We start from the raw sequence: 16151 nt of genomic DNA on the forward strand, positions 1-16151 counted from the left end.
GGACCTGGAGGGTCATCCCGTTGTTCAGCGTCACCGTCCGCGAGCACATCATGATCGCCCATAGCTTCCGCGGCGAGGTCTTCGGGCCCGCGCAACGGCTGCACGGGGCGACCTTCCTGGTGGACGCCACCTTCCGCCGTACCGAACTGGACGCCGACAACATCGTCGTCGACATGGGCCTGGCCGGTGTCGAGCTGAAGGCCGTCGTCGGTGAGTTCAGCTACCGCAACCTCGACGACGAACCCGAATTCGCCGGGATCAACACCTCGACCGAGTATCTGGCCAAGGTCATCGCGGACCGGCTCGCCGACCGCGTACACGCCGGATCGCTGGGCGAGGGCGCGCGCGGGCTGACCGCGATCTCCGTCACCCTGCACGAATCGCATATCGCGTGGGCCAGTTACGAGCGCCCGTTGTGAACCGCCGGACACCCGTCGAGCGGCACCCGGAGACCACCGTCGACGTGGTGATGCCCGGCGGTGTGGACAACCTCGCCGCGCCCAGCGGCGGCAATGTCTACGACCGCCGGATCTGCCGTGACCTGCCCGCCGCGGGATGGCGGGTCCGCGCGCACACCGTCGCGGGCGACTGGCCGCACCCCGGAGCCGCCGCGCGCGCCGAACTCGCCCGCGTCCTCGCGGACTCCGAGGACGGCGCCGTCGTCCTCCTCGACGGACTGATCGCCTGCGCCGTCCCCGACCTCGTCGCCCCCGAGGCCGGCCGGCTGCGGCTGGCCGTCCTCGTCCATCTGCCGCTCGGCGACGAGACGGGGCTCGCCCCGGACCTCGCGGCGACCCTGGACGCCCGCGAACGGCAGACCCTGCACGCCGTGTCCGCCACCGTGGCGACCAGCCAATGGGCCGCGCGCAGGCTCGTGGACCACCACGGACTCGACCCCGCCCGCGTCCACGTCGCCGCCCCCGGAGCCGATACGGCCCCGCCCGCGACCGGCACCGGACCCGGCGGCCCGCGCCTGCTCTGCGTCGCCTCCGTGACCCCGCGCAAGGGTCAGTACCGGCTGGTGGAGTCCCTCGCGGCCGTCGCCGACCAGCCGTGGAGCTGCGAACTGACCGGCGGGCTGGACCAGGACCCCGGCTATGTCTCCCGGCTCCGCGAACTGATCACGGAGCACGGACTCGACGACCGGGTCCGGCTCACGGGCCCGCTGTCCGGGGCCGCGCTGGACGCGGCCTACACCGCCGCCGATCTGCTCGTCCTGGCCTCGTACGCCGAGACGTACGGCATGGCCGTCACCGAGGCGCTCGCCCGTGGCGTCCCCGTTGTGGCGACCGCCGTCGGCGGGCTCCCCGAGGCGCTCGGACACGCGCCGGACGGCGAACTGCCCGGCGTTCTCGTCCCCCCGGACGACCCGGCGGCGCTCACGGCCGCACTGCGCGGCTGGCTCACCGAGCCAGGTGTACGCGACCGTACGAAGGCCGCCGCGCTCCGCCGGCGCACCGCGCTCACCGGCTGGGCGACCACCTCGCGGGAGCTGGCCACGGCGCTGGACGGGATCCGGCAGGAACCACACCCCGCCACCGCACGTTCCGTACGACAGGTTTCCGCACCGCCCCAGCCCGTACCGCCCCAGTCGGTCCCATCCCAGCCCCTACCGCCCCAGCCCGTACCGCCCCAGCCCGTACCGCCCCAGTCGGTCCCATCCCAGCCCGCACCGCCCCAGCCCCATCCGCACCAACCCGTCCGTACCACCCCCAGGAGGACCGCGTGAGCGAGACCGACGACCGACCTCGCTACGCCCCCGAGTGGCTCGCGCTGCGCGAGCCCGCCGACGCCGCCGCGCGCGCGACCGGACTGCTCGCCCCGCTGCGCGAGCGGCTGGACGGCACCGGGCCGCTGGTCATCCGCGACCTCGGCTGCGGCACCGGCTCCATGGGACGCTGGCTCGCCCCCCGGCTGCCGGGGCCGCAGCACTGGATCCTCCACGACCACGACCCCGAGCTGCTCGAACTGGCCGCCGCGCGCATGCCCCGTACCGCCGCCGACGGCAGCGCCGTCACGGTCGCGACCGAGCGCGGCGACATCGCCCGGCTGACCGGCGACGGGCTCGTGGGCACCTCGCTGGTCACCGCCTCCGCCCTGCTCGACCTGCTCACCCGTGACGAACTGGACGGCCTCGCCGCCGCCTGCGCCACCGCGGGCACCCCCGCGCTGCTGGCGCTGTCCGTGGCCGGACGGGTCGACCTCACCCCGGCCGACCCGCTGGACGCCGACATCACCGACGCCTTCAACACCCATCAGCGCCGTGTCGACCAGGGCCGCGCCCTGCTGGGGCCGGACTCCGTGGAGACGGGCGCCGAGGTGTTCGTACGGCACGGTCTGGCCGTACGCACCGAGGCGAGCCCGTGGCGGCTGGGCGCCGGGGAGTCCGCACTGACCGCCGAGTGGCTGCGGGGCTGGGTCGGCGCCGCCGTGGAGCAGCGCCCGCGGCTCGCGGCGCCCGCCGAGGCGTATCTGGCCCGCCGCCTCAAGGCGGCCGAGGCGGGTGAACTGGACGCGGTGGTGCACCACGGTGATCTGCTGGCCCTGCCCGCGACGGTGGGCGGCACCGCATGATCGCGCGGGCGGTCCGGGGTGTCCGGAGCCGCCTGGGCATGATCGCCGGAGTCGCCATCCTCGGCGTACTGCTGTGGCGGCTCGGCACCGGGGCCTTCCTCGACGGGCTGCGGAAGATCGACGGGACCACCCTGCTGGCGGCGCTCGCCATCGGCCTGCTCACCACCGTGCTCAGCGCCTGGCGCTGGTGCCTGGTCGCCCGGGGCCTGGGCATCCGGCTGCCGCTCGGCCGGGCCGTCGCCGACTACTACCGCTCGCTGTTCCTGAACGCGGCGCTGCCCGGCGGGGTCCTCGGCGATGTGCACCGCGCGGTACGGCACGGGCGGAGCGCCGGGGATGTCGGCCGGGGCGTCCGCGCGGTCGTCCTCGAACGGATCGCGGGCCAGGCGGTCCTGATCATGGTCGGCGTGGCGCTGCTGCTCGTCCACCCGGCGGTGCCCCTGCCGCTCTCCGGGGCGCTCGGGACGCTGATGGCCGTCGTGGCCCTGGCGGTGACGGTCGCCGTGGCCGTACGGTTCCGGTCGCGGCCCGGGGCCCGGCTCGGCGGGAAGGACGCGCCCCGGTGGCGCCGGGCGCTGCGCACCACCTTCGCCGACGCGCGCCTCGGGCTGCTGGCCCGGGGCAACTGGCCGGGGGTGCTGCTGGCGTCCGTCGTCGTCCTGGCCGGGTATCTCGGGATGTTCCTGCTCGCCGCCCGCGCCGCCGGATCGACCGCGCCCGCCGCTCGACTGCTGCCCCTGATGGTGCTGGCGCTGGTCGCGATGGCGCTCCCGCTGAACGTCGGCGGCTGGGGGCCCCGGGAGGGCGCCACTGCCTGGGCCTTCGGGGCCGCGGGTCTGGGCGCCGCCCAGGGGCTGACGACCGCCGTCGTGTACGGGCTACTGTCCTTCGCCGCGAGCCTGCCCGGGGCCGGGGTGCTCGCCGTCCAGTGGGTCGCCGGGCTGCGCGCTTCCGCCGGGGCCCGGGGCCAGGGTCAGCTCGAAGAGGGTGTCCTCGCCGAGGGTGACGCGCCGGGTCGGCGGCCTGAGCGCCTCCCGCATCACATCGGGGCCGTCGAAGCGGAGCCCGGGAACGCCGTCGCCGAGCAGGACCGGCGCCACCGTGACGTACAGCCTGTGCAGTGCGCGTTCGTGCAGGAAGCGCGAGACGGTGATGCCACCGCCCTCGACCAGCACCCGGCCGAGGCCCCGGCCCGCCAGCTCCCGCAGCAGCCGCCGAGGGGCGAACGCGGCGGGGTCCGTCAGGGTCAGCACGTCGACGCCCACGGGATCCGGGGTGGACTGCCCGCGCTCGTCGGGGGCGCCCACCACCCACAGGGTCGGTGCTGACCCATCGGTGAAGACACGAGCCCCCGGCGGTACCCGGCGGTGCGGATCGAGAATCACGCGCACCGGGTGGGCCCCCGTGCAGGCGCGCACGGTGAGCTGGGGATCGTCCGATACGGCGGTACCGGCCCCGACGAGTACGGCGTCGGCCAGCGCGCGCAGCCGGTGCAGATGATCGCGGTCCTCCTCGCCGGTGACATAGTCGGCGTCGCCCGTACGGGTCGCGATGAAGCCGTCCAGGCTCTGCCCGAGCTGAGCGAAGGCGAAACGCGGTCCGGCAAGGCAGAGTGGCAGATAGCGGTCGGCGAGCGCGTCGGCGGCGGGCGTACCGTTTCGCCAGCGCGGCCCGGCGCGCAGGTCTCCCCCCGGCGCTCCGGACGGGCCCAGGATCAGTCCGGCGGCCTCGGCGTCCGACTCCGTACGGATGGTGCGCAGCAGCTCCCAGGCGGTGGAGGCGTCGAGCACGTCGTCCGTACGGTGTCCGGGCTCGCGGCGCGTCACAGCGCACCCCGGGTCAGCAGGGCGAGATATTCACCGAAGGAATCGACAAGACCGGCGAGCAATTCCTTTCCCTTGCCGGCGGATGCCAATGAAGGACGCCCGATCACACCGGACTCCGTGTAGGCCCGCATACCGAGAGTGAGAAAATGTTCCCGGTCGTCGGAGATCCAATCAGAGGTTTCATATCCGGGGCGAACAAGTTCCGGACTGTCATGGAGCAGGATGGAGGTCTCCAGCTCACCCGCGTGCATATCCCTGCGCGACGAGGTCTCCACTCCTGCTCTGTCCCTGGCCGCGTCCCAGTCTGCCGAGCCGGGGAAAAGAGCCATGCGCGTACCAGTTCCGGACGACTCCTGAACGATGTTGCGCAGGACATAGTTTCCGCCATGCGCGTTGATCAGTACGAGGCTGGTGATACCGGAACGCCGAAGCGATTGCGCGATGTCCCTTACGACGGCGTGGAGGGTCGCGGCGGAGATGCTGACGGTCCCGGGCCAGTCGGCGTGCTCGTGCTCGTGCGAGCAGGAGATCGTCAGCGGCGGGAGGTGGCGCACCGGGTGTACGGCGGCGATCTCCCGGGCAATCGCGCAGGCCACGACCGTATCGGTCGCCAGCGGAAGGAACGCGCCGTGCTGCTCGAAGCTGCCGATCGGCAGGATCGCGACCTCGGCCCCCCGGGCCCGTACCTCCGCCATGGTGTCCTGCGGCAGCGGGCCGGTGCCCGGTGGCCGTGTTCCCGGATCGCTTCCGGAACCGCTTCCGGTTCCCGGGCTGCTTCCCGAACCGCTCATGTTTTCCGGCCCTTTCTTTCTGCCTGAGTGTCCACGGGTGAAGAGTACGCCCAGCAGGGCAGTTGATATCCTTTCATCGTTTCCGAACACAACCACCGGAGTCAACAGATATGATTGCGCCATGACAGATAGCGATGGCATACACCTCGACGGATCCCATTCGACGGGCGTCGACCGCGTGGCGAATGTCCGGCTGTCCACCGAGTACGGCGAGTTTCTGGCAGTCGGCTACCTGGATCGTAATCTCGGCCATGAACAAATAGCCCTGGTTTACGGTGACGTCGAGGGTGAAGGCGTCCTTGCCCGATTGCATTCCGAGTGCCTCACCGGAGATGCCTTCGGATCCCGGCACTGCGAGTGCGGGGACCAGCTCTCGGCGGCGCTCACCGCCATCGCGAGCGAGGGGCGGGGCGTCCTGGTCTATCTCCGGGGCCACGAGGGGCGCGGGATCGGTCTGCTGGCGAAGCTCCGGGCGATGCAGCTCCAGGCCGAGGGCCTGGACACGGTCGAGGCGAACCTCGCGCTGGGGCTCCCGGCCGACGCCCGTGACTACCGGGTGGCGGCGGACATGCTGCACGATCTGGGGGTACGTTCCGTGCGGCTGCTGTCGAACAACCCGGACAAGCGCGAGGCGCTGCTGCGGTACGGCATCGACATCGCCGAGCAGGTCCCGCTGCTGATCCCGCCGCGCGAGGAGAACCTCGCCTATCTGCTGGCCAAGCGCGAGCGCTTCGGCCACCATCTGCCGCATCTGGACCCGGTGGTCGCGCCCTGACCCGTTTTCCTGGGGTTCGGTTGGGCCGCGAGCGTCAGCCACCCATCGATCCGGCTGGGCGCGGTGGAGGTACCCCGACCGGTTTCTGATGGTACGTCAGGGTGGTGTCCGGGCGGGATGGCCGGCCCGTGGGTGGGTCGAGGCGCACGGCTACGTCTCGATCGACGCGGCCCGGTTCGGCCGCCGGGTGGCGCGTGGGGGCGCGCGCTGGGAGACGGTACGGGGGCTGGGGCGGCGCGCCGCCGCCGTACAGACCGCGCCGTCGACGGGGCCACCCGTCGACGTACAACACCTCGCGTCCGCGCCGGAGTTGCGGTACCGGTCGGTTCTCGCTGGGCGGGCACCTTCCCCGTGGGGGGTCTTCCGGCTGCCGTCCCTGGACGAGCGCGGCGCCCGCCGGGTGGCCGTCGCACTGGACGACGGACCGGCGGTCGTCCTGTCGGGCCGGGCCGTCGACCAGATCGTCATCGACACCGGTGGCCTGCTGCCCTCCCGCCCGGCGCCCCCGGCGAGCTGCCACCGGCCCGGCCGCCGCGTGAGCGCTCGTACGCGCGCTACCGCCCCAGCCGTGCGTAGAGGTCCCTGAGCAGGGCGATCTCGGCGCCGTGGTGCAGGAGTTCCTGGTTGACCCACCACACGATGTCGATGAACGGGTTCTCCGAGTCGCTGCCGTGCGGGTATGTGCTGTGTCCGACGGTGTCCAGCGCGGTGTCGTCGGCGGCCAGCAGCGCCTCCCGCCAGGCCGCAGCCCCGGCCGCGAAGGCCGCGACGGCCCCGGCGGCGTCCGGGCTGATGGGGTAGTCGTCCCTGGTCAGGGCGTGGGTGCCGGTGGTGTGGTCCGCGCGCAGGGCCAGTAGCTCGCCGAGGTGGCTCAGCCGCCACGCGATGGTGGTGAACGGCGGTGGTGTGGGGTGCGGGGGAGGCGTGGTGTCCCGCACCCACTCCCCGGCCGCGGCCCCGGCCGGCTGTGTCGCCCCGGGCCCCGGCCCGTCCGTACGCCGTCGCACCGACCAGCATTCCGGCACCGGCTCCCAGAGGTACTCCTCGGTGGTCATCGGCGTGACCGCGATCTCCGTACCGTTGCCGCTGTTCATGACCGGGCCCGCGATCCGGCCGATGAGACGCTCGCACGCGAAGTCGAACTGGTCGAGCAGGGGCGCCAGACGTGGGGGCGGGGACGGCGGGGGCAGGGACGCAGAGGACGGGGACGGCGGTGGGGACTGCGGCAGGGGCAGGAGCGCTGGCATCGGACCTCCCGGGGGCGGACGGTTTCGCCCCCGGACCCTACATTTCCGGCGCCACTCCGGGCTCGTATTTTCCGGCTTGCGCTCCTGGCCTGTATTTAGGCGTACGATCTGGCCGGTGCGCGGTCGGCCGGTGCGCCAACCGGCCCGCGGTGTGAACAGCCGACGTGTGAGGCCGACGTGTGATCGGCCGACGTGTGAACGGCCGCCGTGCGGGCTCGCCCCCGGCAGTGTGACCGGCCGGGGGGAACGGCCGCCGACGCCCCGCGGTGTGAGGGCTCCGACACCCACCGTGACTTGGAAGAACGCTTCCTCTGTGCTGTAACAGCGCTGTCCGGGCGCTGGCACACCAACGGCGAATCTTGAGTCATCCACCGGGACACACCGGAGGGACACACCGGAATCCCCATCCAAGGAGCCCCAGATGAAGCGCCGGTTCACCACTCGTACCGCCCTGGTCGCCAGCACCGCCGTACTGGCAGCGGCGGGTGTCGCCGCGGCGACCACCACCGCCTCGGCCGCCCCCGAGCACCGCCCCTCCCCCGCGTCCGTGGAGAAGCACTACGCCGGGAAGTCGTCGAAGTCGGCCCTGCCGACCAAGGCGGAGATCGCTCGCCTCTTCGACCGGTGGAACGCCGCGCTCGCCACCGGCGACGCGGAGAAGGTCGCCGAGCTGTACGCCCCCGGCGCGGTGCTGCTGCCGACCGTCTCGCCGAAGATGCGTGCCAACAACACGGAGATCGTCGACTACTTCGAGCACTTCCTCCCGAACAAGCCGGTCGGGACGAAGGACCGCACGTCGATCAACGTGATGGACAAGGACAGCGCGGTCGACACCGGCCTGTACCACTTCATTCTCACCGGCAAGGACGGCGAGAAGAAGCGGGTCGACGCCCGATACACCTTCGTCTACGAGAAGATCAAGGGCAAGTGGCTGATCATCAACCACCACTCCTCGGCGCTGCCCGCCGCAGGCTGATCCGGACACACAGTCCACCACCGGGGGCGTCCGCCAGGGTGACGCCCCCGCCGTCGTCGGTGACCAACTGCTTGACGATGGCCAGTCCGAGTCCGCTGCCACCCTTGCCCGTGAGCCCCTGACCGCGCCAGAAGCGGTCGAAGGCGCGGGACTGCTCGGCAGCGGACATGCCGGGCCCCTGGTCGAGGATTTCGAGGAGTTCCAGCCCTTCGGGGTTGGACCCCCCGGACACGTGGCTGGTCCGCAGCGTGATGGTGGCACCGTCCGGGGAGACCTCAAGCGCGTTCGACAGGACGTTGTCGAGGACCTGCTCCAGATGGCCGGGGCTCACCAGGACGCTGACCCGCTCGTCCACGGCGTCGGCCGTGAACCGTACGTTGCGTTCGTCCCCCGCGCTCCGCCACACATCGAGCCGCTCGGCCACCAGCTCCCCCAGGGGCACCGGTTCGGCGGCGGCGACCTTGGCCTCGGCACGGGCGAGGATCAGCAGACCATTGACGAGACGGCTCATCCGTACGACTTCCGCCGTGGCCTGGTCGACGTCCTCGTGGACGAGATCGTCGTCGACGCCGTCCGCGATGTTGTCCAGCGAGAGCCGTAGAGCGGTGAGCGGGGTACGGAGCTGATGAGAGGCGTCCGCCACGAAGATCCGCTGGGCGCTGATGAGTGTGTCCAGCCGCTCGGCCCCGGAGTTGAGGGTACGGGCGAGGGTCTGGGTCTCAGGAGGCCCGGTGACCGGCGAGCGCGCGGTGAGATCACCGGCGCTGAACTTGCTGGCCATGTCGTTGAGCTGGCGCAGCGGCCGGGTGAGCCGACGGGCGACCAGGGTGCCGAGGATCGCGGCGACACCGAGCACACCGAACGCCAGGATGGCCCGGAAGCCCCAGATCAGCCAGAGCCGCCGGTTGATGTCGGCGGTCGGATAGCTGATCCGTACCGCCCCCACGACCGTCCCCGCCGGGTCACGGGCGGGCACCGACACCACGAGCCCCTCCTCGCCGAGCGCCGGGGCCAATCCCCAGTGTGCGGTGGTATGTCCCTCCAGCGCCCGGTTGAACGCGTCATCGCCGGGGGCTTGAGGCAGCGGCAGCGGGGCGACGGCGGTGTGTTCCGAGGTGATCACATCGGCGACGCCGGGACTCTGGTCGCGATAGGCGCGTACGAGAGAGGTGAGCGCCCGGCGCGAGGCCGGATCGTCGGAGGCGAGGAGCAGCGCGACCGCGCGGGCCTCGCGGCGTACGGACGCCTCGGTGTCACCGCGCAGCTGGGCGGTGAGGGTGAAGGCGACCGGCACGGTGAAGGCGGTGAGGGCGACCGCGACCAGCAGGACGTAGCTGACGATCAGCTGCTTGATCATGCGGACCCACCTGCCGGTCCCATCGATCCGGTCGGTCCGGTCGGTCCCGTAGATCCGGTCGGTCCCGGTGTTTCCGGCGGTCCCGGTGTTTCCGCAGGCAGTACGACCAGCCGGAAGCCCACTCCCCGTACCGTCTCGATGCTGATCGCGCCCGCGAGCTTTCTGCGCAACGCGCCGACATGTACGTCGAGGGTCTTGGTCGGGCCGAACCAGTTGGTGTCCCAGACCGCTTCCATGATCTGTTCGCGGGTCATCAGGGCGCCCGGCGCCTCGGTGAGGAAGGCGAGCAGGTCGTACTCCTTCGGCGTCAGCGCGACTTCGGCACCGTCGAGGCGCACCCGGGCGGCGGCGCGGTCGATGTCGAGCCTGCCGTACTGGTCGGACCGGGTCTCCCGGTCGCGCTCCGGTGGCCGGGCCCGCCGCATGACCGCTCTGATCCGGGCGATGACCTCGCGGACACCGAACGGTTTCGAGACATAGTCGTCGGCCCCGATCTCCAGCCCCACGATCCGGTCGGTCTCGTCGCTGCGGGCGCTGATCACAATGATCGGCACATCGCTCCGGGACCGCAGTTCGCGGCATACGTCCAGGCCGTCGGTGTCGGGCAGCCCGAGATCGAGCAGCACAAGATCGGCGGCGGGCGCCGCGAGGGCGTCCCGTCCGGTGGTGACCCAGTCGACCTCGTACCCATACCGGATGAGACCGCGTCGTAGGGATTCGGCCACCGGTTCATCGTCTTCCACGAGCAGCACGTGCACGGGCACACCCTACGCATTCCGGCCGCGAACCGGGGGTTCCGGATAGGGGGAGAATAAATAACTCATCACTGAACATTGTTCATCAATACGGCAATTCACCAACGCGTTCACTCATTCATCAATGCGCCGATGCACCGGTCCGCCGGTTCCCGGCGGGAAGGCACGACGTGGGTACAGGTACGGAGGGACCGCGCCTCCCCAACCGCCGGGGCGAGGGCGGGCGGCTGCGCGAGGAGATACTCGATGCCGCGCGGCGCCTGCTGGAGGAGGGCGGCGGCCGTCCGGAAGAGATCTCCCTGCGGGCCATCGCGCGCGAGGCGGGCGTCACCGCCCCCGCGATCTACCGCCACTTCCCGAGCAAGTCCGAGCTGATGTGTACGCTCCTGGACACCGTCTACGCCCAGCTCGCCGAGGCCATGCGGACGGCCGCGCACACCGCGCCCGCCGACGACCCCTGGGCCGGGCTGCGCGCCTGTGTCGACGCGTACTGCCGCTTCGCCACCGAGGAGCCACGCCGCTACGACCTCGTCTTCCGTACGGGCCCGGCCCTCGCGCCCCCCGGACACCCCAGGGAGCGGGTGGTGACCGCCTGGTCCGAGGCGATCGCCCCCTACTTCGCCCACCTCGCCCGTACGACCGGGGCCGCGCCGGGTCCGCTGGACGCGGAGCAGGCCGCCAAGGTGCTGTGGAGCGGTCTGCACGGTCAGTTCTGCCTGTGGTGGAACGCCTCGGATGCCACCGACACCGACACCGACACCGCCGAGCTGGGCGGTGTGCGGGACGCCCTGCTGCTGGCGCTTTTCGGTCGGACCTGATTCAGCCGGAGCGGACCGCCCCGGATCGGCCCGCTCAGCCCCAGCTCTGCGAGTACTGGTTGCGGTAGCGGTTGCGTCCCACGCGGTCCGACAGGGCGCGTTGGGCGACCATCAGCAGGAACAGGCTGGCCGCGATGATCCCCAGCCCCGGGATCAGGGCCTGGTAGTCCACGGCCCCGATCACCGACTGCTGCTGTCCCGCGGCGCCCGGGGTGACCACCTCGGCGGCGGGCGGGGCGGCGGGCGGCGGATTCTGGGTGGTGCTGTTGCCCGTACCCGTACCCGTACCGGCGCCGGCGTTCGGGGCGTCGACGAGGCTGACGCCGAGGGCCGACAGCGCCTCCGTCACCGGCTGGAAGAAGGTCACACCACCGCTGGTGCAGTCGCCGGTGCCGCCCGAGGTCACTCCGAGGGCCACGCCCTCCGAGAGCAACGGGCCGCCGCTGTCGCCCGGTTCGGCGCAGACGGTCGTCTGGATGAGCCCGGTGACCGCGCCCTCGACGTAGTTCACCGTCGCGTTGAGCGCGGTGACCCGCCCGGAGCGCAGCCCGGTGGTGCTGCCGCTGCGGAAGACCTGCTGGCCCACGACGGGGTCGGCGGCTCCGGTGACCCGTACCCCCTGGCCTTCGCCGATGTCGACGATGTTGGTGCCGTCCACCACGTCGGGGTTCTCGTACTCGACGAGCGAGTAGTCGTTCCCCGGGAAGTTCCCGGCGACCGTGGTGCCCACCTGCGGGCCGGTCTGCCCGACCTGGCCGCCCTGGACCCAGGAGGTGCCGACGGGACCGCAATGGCCCGCCGTCAGAATGAAGTCGCGCTGCCCGTTGGTCACGTTGAAGCCCACCGAACACCGGCCCCGGCCGTTGAAGATCGGGCTGGCGCCGTTCAGCATCGTACGGAAGGACCCCTCGGTCCGCTCCATGCGCACCGACGCCCCGATACCCGCCGCGACCTCGGACAGCCGTGACCAGTCCTCGGCGGAGACGGTGCTGTCGACCCGTACCACCACCTCGTTGCTGCGGTAGTCCACCGCCCACGAGGTGCCCGGCACCCGGGGGGCCTTGCCCAGGGCCTCGGTCGCCGAGCCGAGATCGCTCGCGCTGTAGCGCATGACCTTGGCCCGCGCCCCGGACTCCCGTACCTCCGCCGCCGCTTCCTCGTCGGTCACCGCGACGACCGGCTGTCCGTCGTCGGCGATCCAGCTGCCCGCCGTACGTGTGTCACCGAGCCGTGTGACCAGATCCGCGCCGACCTCGGCGGACCGGGCGATCCCACTGCCCACGGCGCGCCCGTCCGGCTCGTCGGCCATGGCGTTGGAGACCATCAGCCCACCGCAGAGCAGCCCACCGACAGCCGCCAGGCGCACGATCCGCCGGAGGTTACGCCGTGCGTGTTTCATCGTGTGCCCCCAATGCCGTAGCGGTCCGACGTCACCAGCGCTGAGGCCCGGGAATACAGTGAGCCCCCATCCAATACGCGGCGCTCCCCCGTTCGGTTCACCGCGTACCGGATGCATCCCGATTACGTCAGGCGTCGCGGGTCGCGCCGGCGCAACACCGTCGACACCGCCATGTGACGCGGGTCACGGGAACCCGGCCCCCGGTGCCGGACAGTCGGAGAGTGTGAGCACACATATGCGAACCCGGGTACGGGCCGGGGACCCCAGCGCCTTCGCGGAGCTGTTTGCTGGCGGCGCTGCGCAGACCGGAGCGCGAAGTCCTCACCCTCTGCCTGTGGGAGGGGCTGGAGTACACCGCCGTCGCCCGGACGCTCGGCATCCCCGTCGGTACGGTCCGCTCCCGGCTCTCCCGGGCCCGTACCAAGCTGCGCAAGCTCGCGGACGCCGAACTGGCCGCGCGGGAGGGGCCGGTGGGCGGGGGCGGGTCGTCGGTACGTACCAACGGCCCCTCCGTACAAGCCGATGACCCGCCCGTACATACCAACAGCCAATCCGTACACGGGAATCGGGAACCCGTGCGAGGTCCCGGACAGACAAGAGGCGACCGCGGCACCGCGGTCCGGCCCGCACAGGAAGGAATCCGATGAACGCGAAGCCCGAGCACACCTCTCCGGCGGAGTGGCCGGAGAGCGCACGGCTGCATCCGCGGACGGAAGCCGACCTGCCGGTGGGCCGTCACCAGTTCCACAAGGAGCAACTGATGGCCCGGATCCAGCAGGAACAGCAGCAGACCACCACGGCGCCCCCGCGCACCTCGAAGCCGCGCCGGGTGATCCTGGTGTCGGCGATGGCGTTCGCCCTGGCGGGGGCGGTCGTCGCCGGTGTCACTGGCTACGGCGGCGGCAGTGGGGGCGGTGGTGGGGAGTACGCCACCGGGCCACTGCTGACCACACACGTCGAGGCCGGTACGGCGAAGGGCGCACCCCAGCTGCTCGACCGGATCTCGCTGGCGGCGGGGGACGGCGAGCACAGGGCCACGCTCGGGCCCGGCCAGTACGTCTACATCGAGTCCACGGACGCCTCCACCTACGTACGTACCGACAGTGACACCGACACCAGCACCCTGGTCAGCGAGAAACCGCATCGGCGGCAGATGTGGTTGTCGGCGGACGGCACCAAGGGCTGGCTGATCGACCCGTCCGTCAACGACAGCCCCGAGGGCGAGACCCTGAGCCTCCCCGACGAGCGGGGCAACGCCCCCGTGGCCAGTCTGAACGGGCCGTCCTACGACTACCTGACCGGGCTGACCACCGACCCGGACAAGCTGCTGGCGAAGATCTACCGCGAGACCAAGGGCATGGGAAACACCCCTGACCAGCAGGCTTTCGACACCATCGGGGACCTGCTCAGCCAGAGCTACCCGCCCGCTCCGCTGTACTCCGCGCTGTTCAGGACGGCCGCGAAGATCCCCGGTGTGGTGGTGGTGAAGGACGCGGAGGACGCGGCGGGCCGCAAGGGCGTGGCGGTGGCGCGGCTGGACGAGACCAGCGGCCAGCGCTCGGAGTGGATCTTCAACAGGAAGACCAGTGTGTTTCTGGGGATGCGCACGGTCCAGGTGAAGGGCAACGGCGGGGACGAGGGCCTGATCAAGCCCGGCACCGTCACGTACACCAGCGCGATCCTCACCCGGGCCATCGTGGACGGCATGAAGCAGACGCCGACGAAGACCGGCTGAGCCCCGGCACGAGTACAGGAGGTCACTGTGCGCCGCCACCCTATGCACGCATCGTGTGGTAGCGCGCGGAGAGGTCGGTGAGCGGCTGGTGCATTCGCCGGCCCGGGGGGCGTACGGCGCCCACTCGGTCATCACGACATGGCCGGTCGGTGTGGTGTGCTCGGCGGGGTGAACGGTTCGCCGTTCGACCGGGTGCCCCGGCCGCGTATCGCGGTGAATTGATGGACGGGTCGTGGCGCCCGATGTTCGGACAAGAAATGCCGAATTGGCGCTGAATGCCGGAAGGCGGCCCAATGGGATCTGTTGTGATTCGCGCTTGTCCCGCGCGGCGGGGCGTCGTCCGGCGGAGTGGACTTCGGCTCGGAGGTTTGAGCCGGACTCCAGTTCCCGGCTTGGAGTGGACTCCAGCCCCGGCTTGAAGTGGACTCCAGTATCGAGTTGGAGTGGACTCCAGCGTTGAGTGGGAGTCAACTCAACTTATTCCAGGTGTGGTTGACCCCGTTCGAGGGTAACGGGGGCCAGCCTCTAGAATGACGGAATGTGCCGTCAGCCGGATGACTGTGCCGTTCCCGCAGCAGTCTTTGCGGGCCAGTTTCCGGCCCTGACCGAAAGTCCCGATGACCGTCCTTGTCATATTCCGCTCCGGCGGCGGCCGACACGCCCGCGTTCCGGTCCGGAGTTTGCTGCGCGGGATCTATCTGCCCCGGAGCGCGGACGCCGCCGCGCAGTCCATGGCGACGTACGCGATTCCGCTGCTGGTGCTGGCCACGACCGGTTCGGCCTCGCTGACCGGGCTCGCGTTCACGGTCGAATGGGTGCCCAGGCTCGCCGCGTTCGGGCTGGCCGGATCGATGGTCGACCGGCACGGTACGGCCAGGGTCTTCCGGCTCGCCTGCGTCCTGCGGGCGTTGCTCGTGGGCGCCGCCGCGCTGGTGCTGGGCCGGATGGAGGGCGGCCCGGCCGCGACGGTCACGGTGATGCTGCTCGCGGCGATGACCGGGGTGCTGACCGAGTTCTCCTACGTGGCCGCCGAGACGGCGGGGGCCGTCGCCAGCCGTGACGCGGGCGACAAGGCGCACCGGGTGCAGTCGGTGCTGGCCGGGATCGACCAGAGCGCCACCCTGGTGGGCCCGGCGCTGGGCGGCTTCCTGCTGGAGTGGGCCGGGCCCGGCGGGATGCTCACGGTGCTGGGCGTGCTGTCGGTGCTCGGCGCCGTACTCGCGCCCCGGGGGCGGCGGGTGTTCGTACAGGCTTCGGCGCAGTCGGCTTCCGTACAGCTGGCGCAGTCGTGGCGGGCCGGGTGGACGACGCTGCGGGCGCTGCCCGCGCTGTGCTGGATGGTCGCGGGGCTGGCGGTCTCCAACCTCGTGGTCGGGCTGCTCCAGGCCGCCGCGCCGGTCATCGTGGTCCAGCAACTGGGCTACTCCACCTCGGCGGTGGGGGTGGTGTGGTCGGCCGCCGCCGTGGCCTCCCTGCTGGCCGTGACCGTCTGCCGGTTCGCGATCGACCGCTTCGGGCTGTGGGTGGTGGGTGTGGTGTCCGCCGTGATCGTGTCGGCCGCGTGTCTGGCGGTCGCTCGGGCGGGGTCGTACTCCTCGTATCTGGTCCTGATCGCCGTCCTGATGGTGGGCGAGGGCGGTCTGACGGTCGTTCTGCGTACGGTACGGTCCCGGCTGATCCCCCCGGCCGTGTTCGGCAGCGTCCTGTCGGTGACCATCGTGCTGCTGATGCTGCCGTACCCGGTGGCGGGCGTTCTGGTGGCGCTCACACCGCCGGACCTGCTGGGCCAGGTGGTCACCGTCTGCGCGCTCCTCCAGGCCGTCGCGCTCGCGCTGACCTTCGCCCGGCTGCGTACGGACCCGGAGGTGCGCGCGATGTCCGCACCGGGGAAGGGCTGA

The 16151-nt window shown here is 71.6% G+C and carries 15 protein-coding genes and 2 pseudogenes; 11 read left to right on the forward strand and 6 right to left on the reverse strand.

Translation table 11 applies throughout. The features are described 5' to 3' along the window. Window positions 1-20 precede the first annotated feature (20 nt). From ACIP8W_RS15570 to ACIP8W_RS15585, 4 genes and pseudogenes are all read left to right on the forward strand, one after another. Entirely contained in the window at window positions 21-419 is a 399-nt protein-coding gene (locus tag ACIP8W_RS15570; protein WP_401955309.1) for a 6-pyruvoyl trahydropterin synthase family protein, read from the forward strand. Then, window positions 416-1729, forward strand: a complete 1314-nt coding sequence (locus ACIP8W_RS15575) for a glycosyltransferase family 4 protein (protein ID WP_402203304.1) — start codon at window positions 416-418, stop codon at window positions 1727-1729. Before ACIP8W_RS15570 ends, ACIP8W_RS15575 begins: the two co-directional genes overlap by 4 nt. Then, window positions 1726-2574, forward strand: a complete 849-nt coding sequence (locus ACIP8W_RS15580; protein ID WP_402203306.1) for a methyltransferase domain-containing protein — start codon at window positions 1726-1728, stop codon at window positions 2572-2574. Before ACIP8W_RS15575 ends, ACIP8W_RS15580 begins: the two co-directional genes overlap by 4 nt. Before the next feature lie 38 nt (window positions 2575-2612). After that, window positions 2613-3416, forward strand: a pseudogene (locus tag ACIP8W_RS15585) (YbhN family protein); the annotation flags it as partial. Between the two features lie 36 nt (window positions 3417-3452). On the opposite strand, the gene ACIP8W_RS15590 reads toward ACIP8W_RS15585, so the two are convergent. Both ACIP8W_RS15590 and ACIP8W_RS15595 read right to left on the reverse strand, forming a co-directional pair. After that, entirely contained in the window at window positions 3453-4400 is a 948-nt protein-coding gene (locus ACIP8W_RS15590; RefSeq protein ID WP_401955313.1) for a RibD family protein, read from the reverse strand. Beyond that, window positions 4397-5095, reverse strand: a complete 699-nt coding sequence (locus tag ACIP8W_RS15595; RefSeq protein WP_401955350.1) for a creatininase family protein — start codon at window positions 5093-5095, stop codon at window positions 4397-4399. The genes ACIP8W_RS15590 and ACIP8W_RS15595 overlap by 4 nt, the downstream gene beginning before the upstream one ends. 217 nt (window positions 5096-5312) lie before the next feature. Between ACIP8W_RS15595 and ribA the strand changes: the two genes are divergently transcribed. Further along, on the forward strand, window positions 5313-5966 hold the full coding sequence (ribA, locus tag ACIP8W_RS15600; protein WP_401955315.1) for a GTP cyclohydrolase II: 654 nt from the start codon (window positions 5313-5315) through the stop codon (window positions 5964-5966). A gap of 88 nt (window positions 5967-6054) precedes the next feature. Beyond that, window positions 6055-6552, forward strand: a complete 498-nt coding sequence (locus tag ACIP8W_RS15605; protein WP_402203308.1) for a hypothetical protein — start codon at window positions 6055-6057, stop codon at window positions 6550-6552. On the opposite strand, the gene ACIP8W_RS15610 is transcribed toward ACIP8W_RS15605, so the two are convergent. After that, window positions 6521-7213, reverse strand: a complete 693-nt coding sequence (locus tag ACIP8W_RS15610) for a DinB family protein (protein WP_401955317.1) — start codon at window positions 7211-7213, stop codon at window positions 6521-6523. The two genes, ACIP8W_RS15605 and ACIP8W_RS15610, sit on opposite strands and share 32 nt — an antisense overlap. Before the next feature lie 421 nt (window positions 7214-7634). Between ACIP8W_RS15610 and ACIP8W_RS15615 the strand changes: the two genes are divergently transcribed. Next, window positions 7635-8189: an SgcJ/EcaC family oxidoreductase gene (locus tag ACIP8W_RS15615; protein ID WP_401958621.1), complete on the forward strand. Its 555-nt coding sequence runs from the start codon at window positions 7635-7637 to the stop codon at window positions 8187-8189. On the opposite strand, the gene ACIP8W_RS15620 is transcribed toward ACIP8W_RS15615, so the two are convergent. Both ACIP8W_RS15620 and ACIP8W_RS15625 read right to left on the reverse strand, forming a co-directional pair. Further along, entirely contained in the window at window positions 8152-9546 is a 1395-nt protein-coding gene (locus ACIP8W_RS15620; RefSeq protein WP_401958623.1) for an ATP-binding protein, read from the reverse strand. The genes ACIP8W_RS15615 and ACIP8W_RS15620 overlap by 38 nt on opposite strands. After that, the gene (locus ACIP8W_RS15625; RefSeq protein ID WP_401958625.1) at window positions 9543-10304 is read right to left on the reverse strand and encodes a response regulator transcription factor; all 762 of its coding nucleotides are present in this window, start codon (window positions 10302-10304) and stop codon (window positions 9543-9545) included. The genes ACIP8W_RS15620 and ACIP8W_RS15625 overlap by 4 nt, the downstream gene beginning before the upstream one ends. A 167-nt stretch (window positions 10305-10471) precedes the next feature. On the opposite strand from ACIP8W_RS15625, the gene ACIP8W_RS15630 reads away from it, so the two are divergent. Next, entirely contained in the window at window positions 10472-11119 is a 648-nt protein-coding gene (locus ACIP8W_RS15630; RefSeq protein ID WP_402203311.1) for a TetR/AcrR family transcriptional regulator, read from the forward strand. A gap of 34 nt (window positions 11120-11153) precedes the next feature. Here the strand turns inward: ACIP8W_RS15630 and ACIP8W_RS15635 are convergent, their stop codons facing one another. Further along, the gene (locus tag ACIP8W_RS15635) at window positions 11154-12518 is read right to left on the reverse strand and encodes a S1 family peptidase (RefSeq protein ID WP_402203313.1); all 1365 of its coding nucleotides are present in this window, start codon (window positions 12516-12518) and stop codon (window positions 11154-11156) included. 287 nt (window positions 12519-12805) lie between these two features. Between ACIP8W_RS15635 and ACIP8W_RS15640 the strand changes: the two are divergent. From ACIP8W_RS15640 to ACIP8W_RS15650, 3 genes and pseudogenes are all read left to right on the forward strand, one after another. Beyond that, a pseudogene (locus ACIP8W_RS15640) lies at window positions 12806-13165 on the forward strand (RNA polymerase sigma factor); the annotation flags it as partial. Then, a complete protein-coding gene (locus tag ACIP8W_RS15645) occupies window positions 13162-14253 on the forward strand; it encodes a CU044_5270 family protein (RefSeq protein ID WP_401958632.1) in 1092 nt (363 codons plus the stop codon). The pseudogene ACIP8W_RS15640 and the gene ACIP8W_RS15645, both read left to right, overlap by 4 nt. A 617-nt stretch (window positions 14254-14870) precedes the next feature. After that, entirely contained in the window at window positions 14871-16151 is a 1281-nt protein-coding gene (locus tag ACIP8W_RS15650; protein ID WP_401958634.1) for an MFS transporter, read from the forward strand.

It is taken from the genome of Streptomyces sp. NPDC088554 (assembly GCF_044752945.1).
Lineage (GTDB): Bacteria > Actinomycetota > Actinomycetes > Streptomycetales > Streptomycetaceae > Streptomyces.

Coding starts and splice junctions, on each gene's coding strand:
- ACIP8W_RS15595 (WP_401955350.1), bottom strand. CDS start 5,095: ATGGCGGAGGTACGGGCCCGGGGGGCCGAGGTCGCGATCCTGCCGATC.
- ribA (WP_401955315.1), top strand. CDS start 5,313: ATGACAGATAGCGATGGCATACACCTCGACGGATCCCATTCGACGGGC.
- ACIP8W_RS15605 (WP_402203308.1), top strand. CDS start 6,055: ATGGTACGTCAGGGTGGTGTCCGGGCGGGATGGCCGGCCCGTGGGTGG.
- ACIP8W_RS15610 (WP_401955317.1), bottom strand. CDS start 7,213: ATGCCAGCGCTCCTGCCCCTGCCGCAGTCCCCACCGCCGTCCCCGTCC.
- ACIP8W_RS15615 (WP_401958621.1), top strand. CDS start 7,635: ATGAAGCGCCGGTTCACCACTCGTACCGCCCTGGTCGCCAGCACCGCC.
- ACIP8W_RS15620 (WP_401958623.1), bottom strand. CDS start 9,546: ATGATCAAGCAGCTGATCGTCAGCTACGTCCTGCTGGTCGCGGTCGCC.
- ACIP8W_RS15635 (WP_402203313.1), bottom strand. CDS start 12,518: ATGAAACACGCACGGCGTAACCTCCGGCGGATCGTGCGCCTGGCGGCT.
- ACIP8W_RS15645 (WP_401958632.1), top strand. CDS start 13,162: ATGAACGCGAAGCCCGAGCACACCTCTCCGGCGGAGTGGCCGGAGAGC.
- ACIP8W_RS15650 (WP_401958634.1), top strand. CDS start 14,871: ATGACCGTCCTTGTCATATTCCGCTCCGGCGGCGGCCGACACGCCCGC.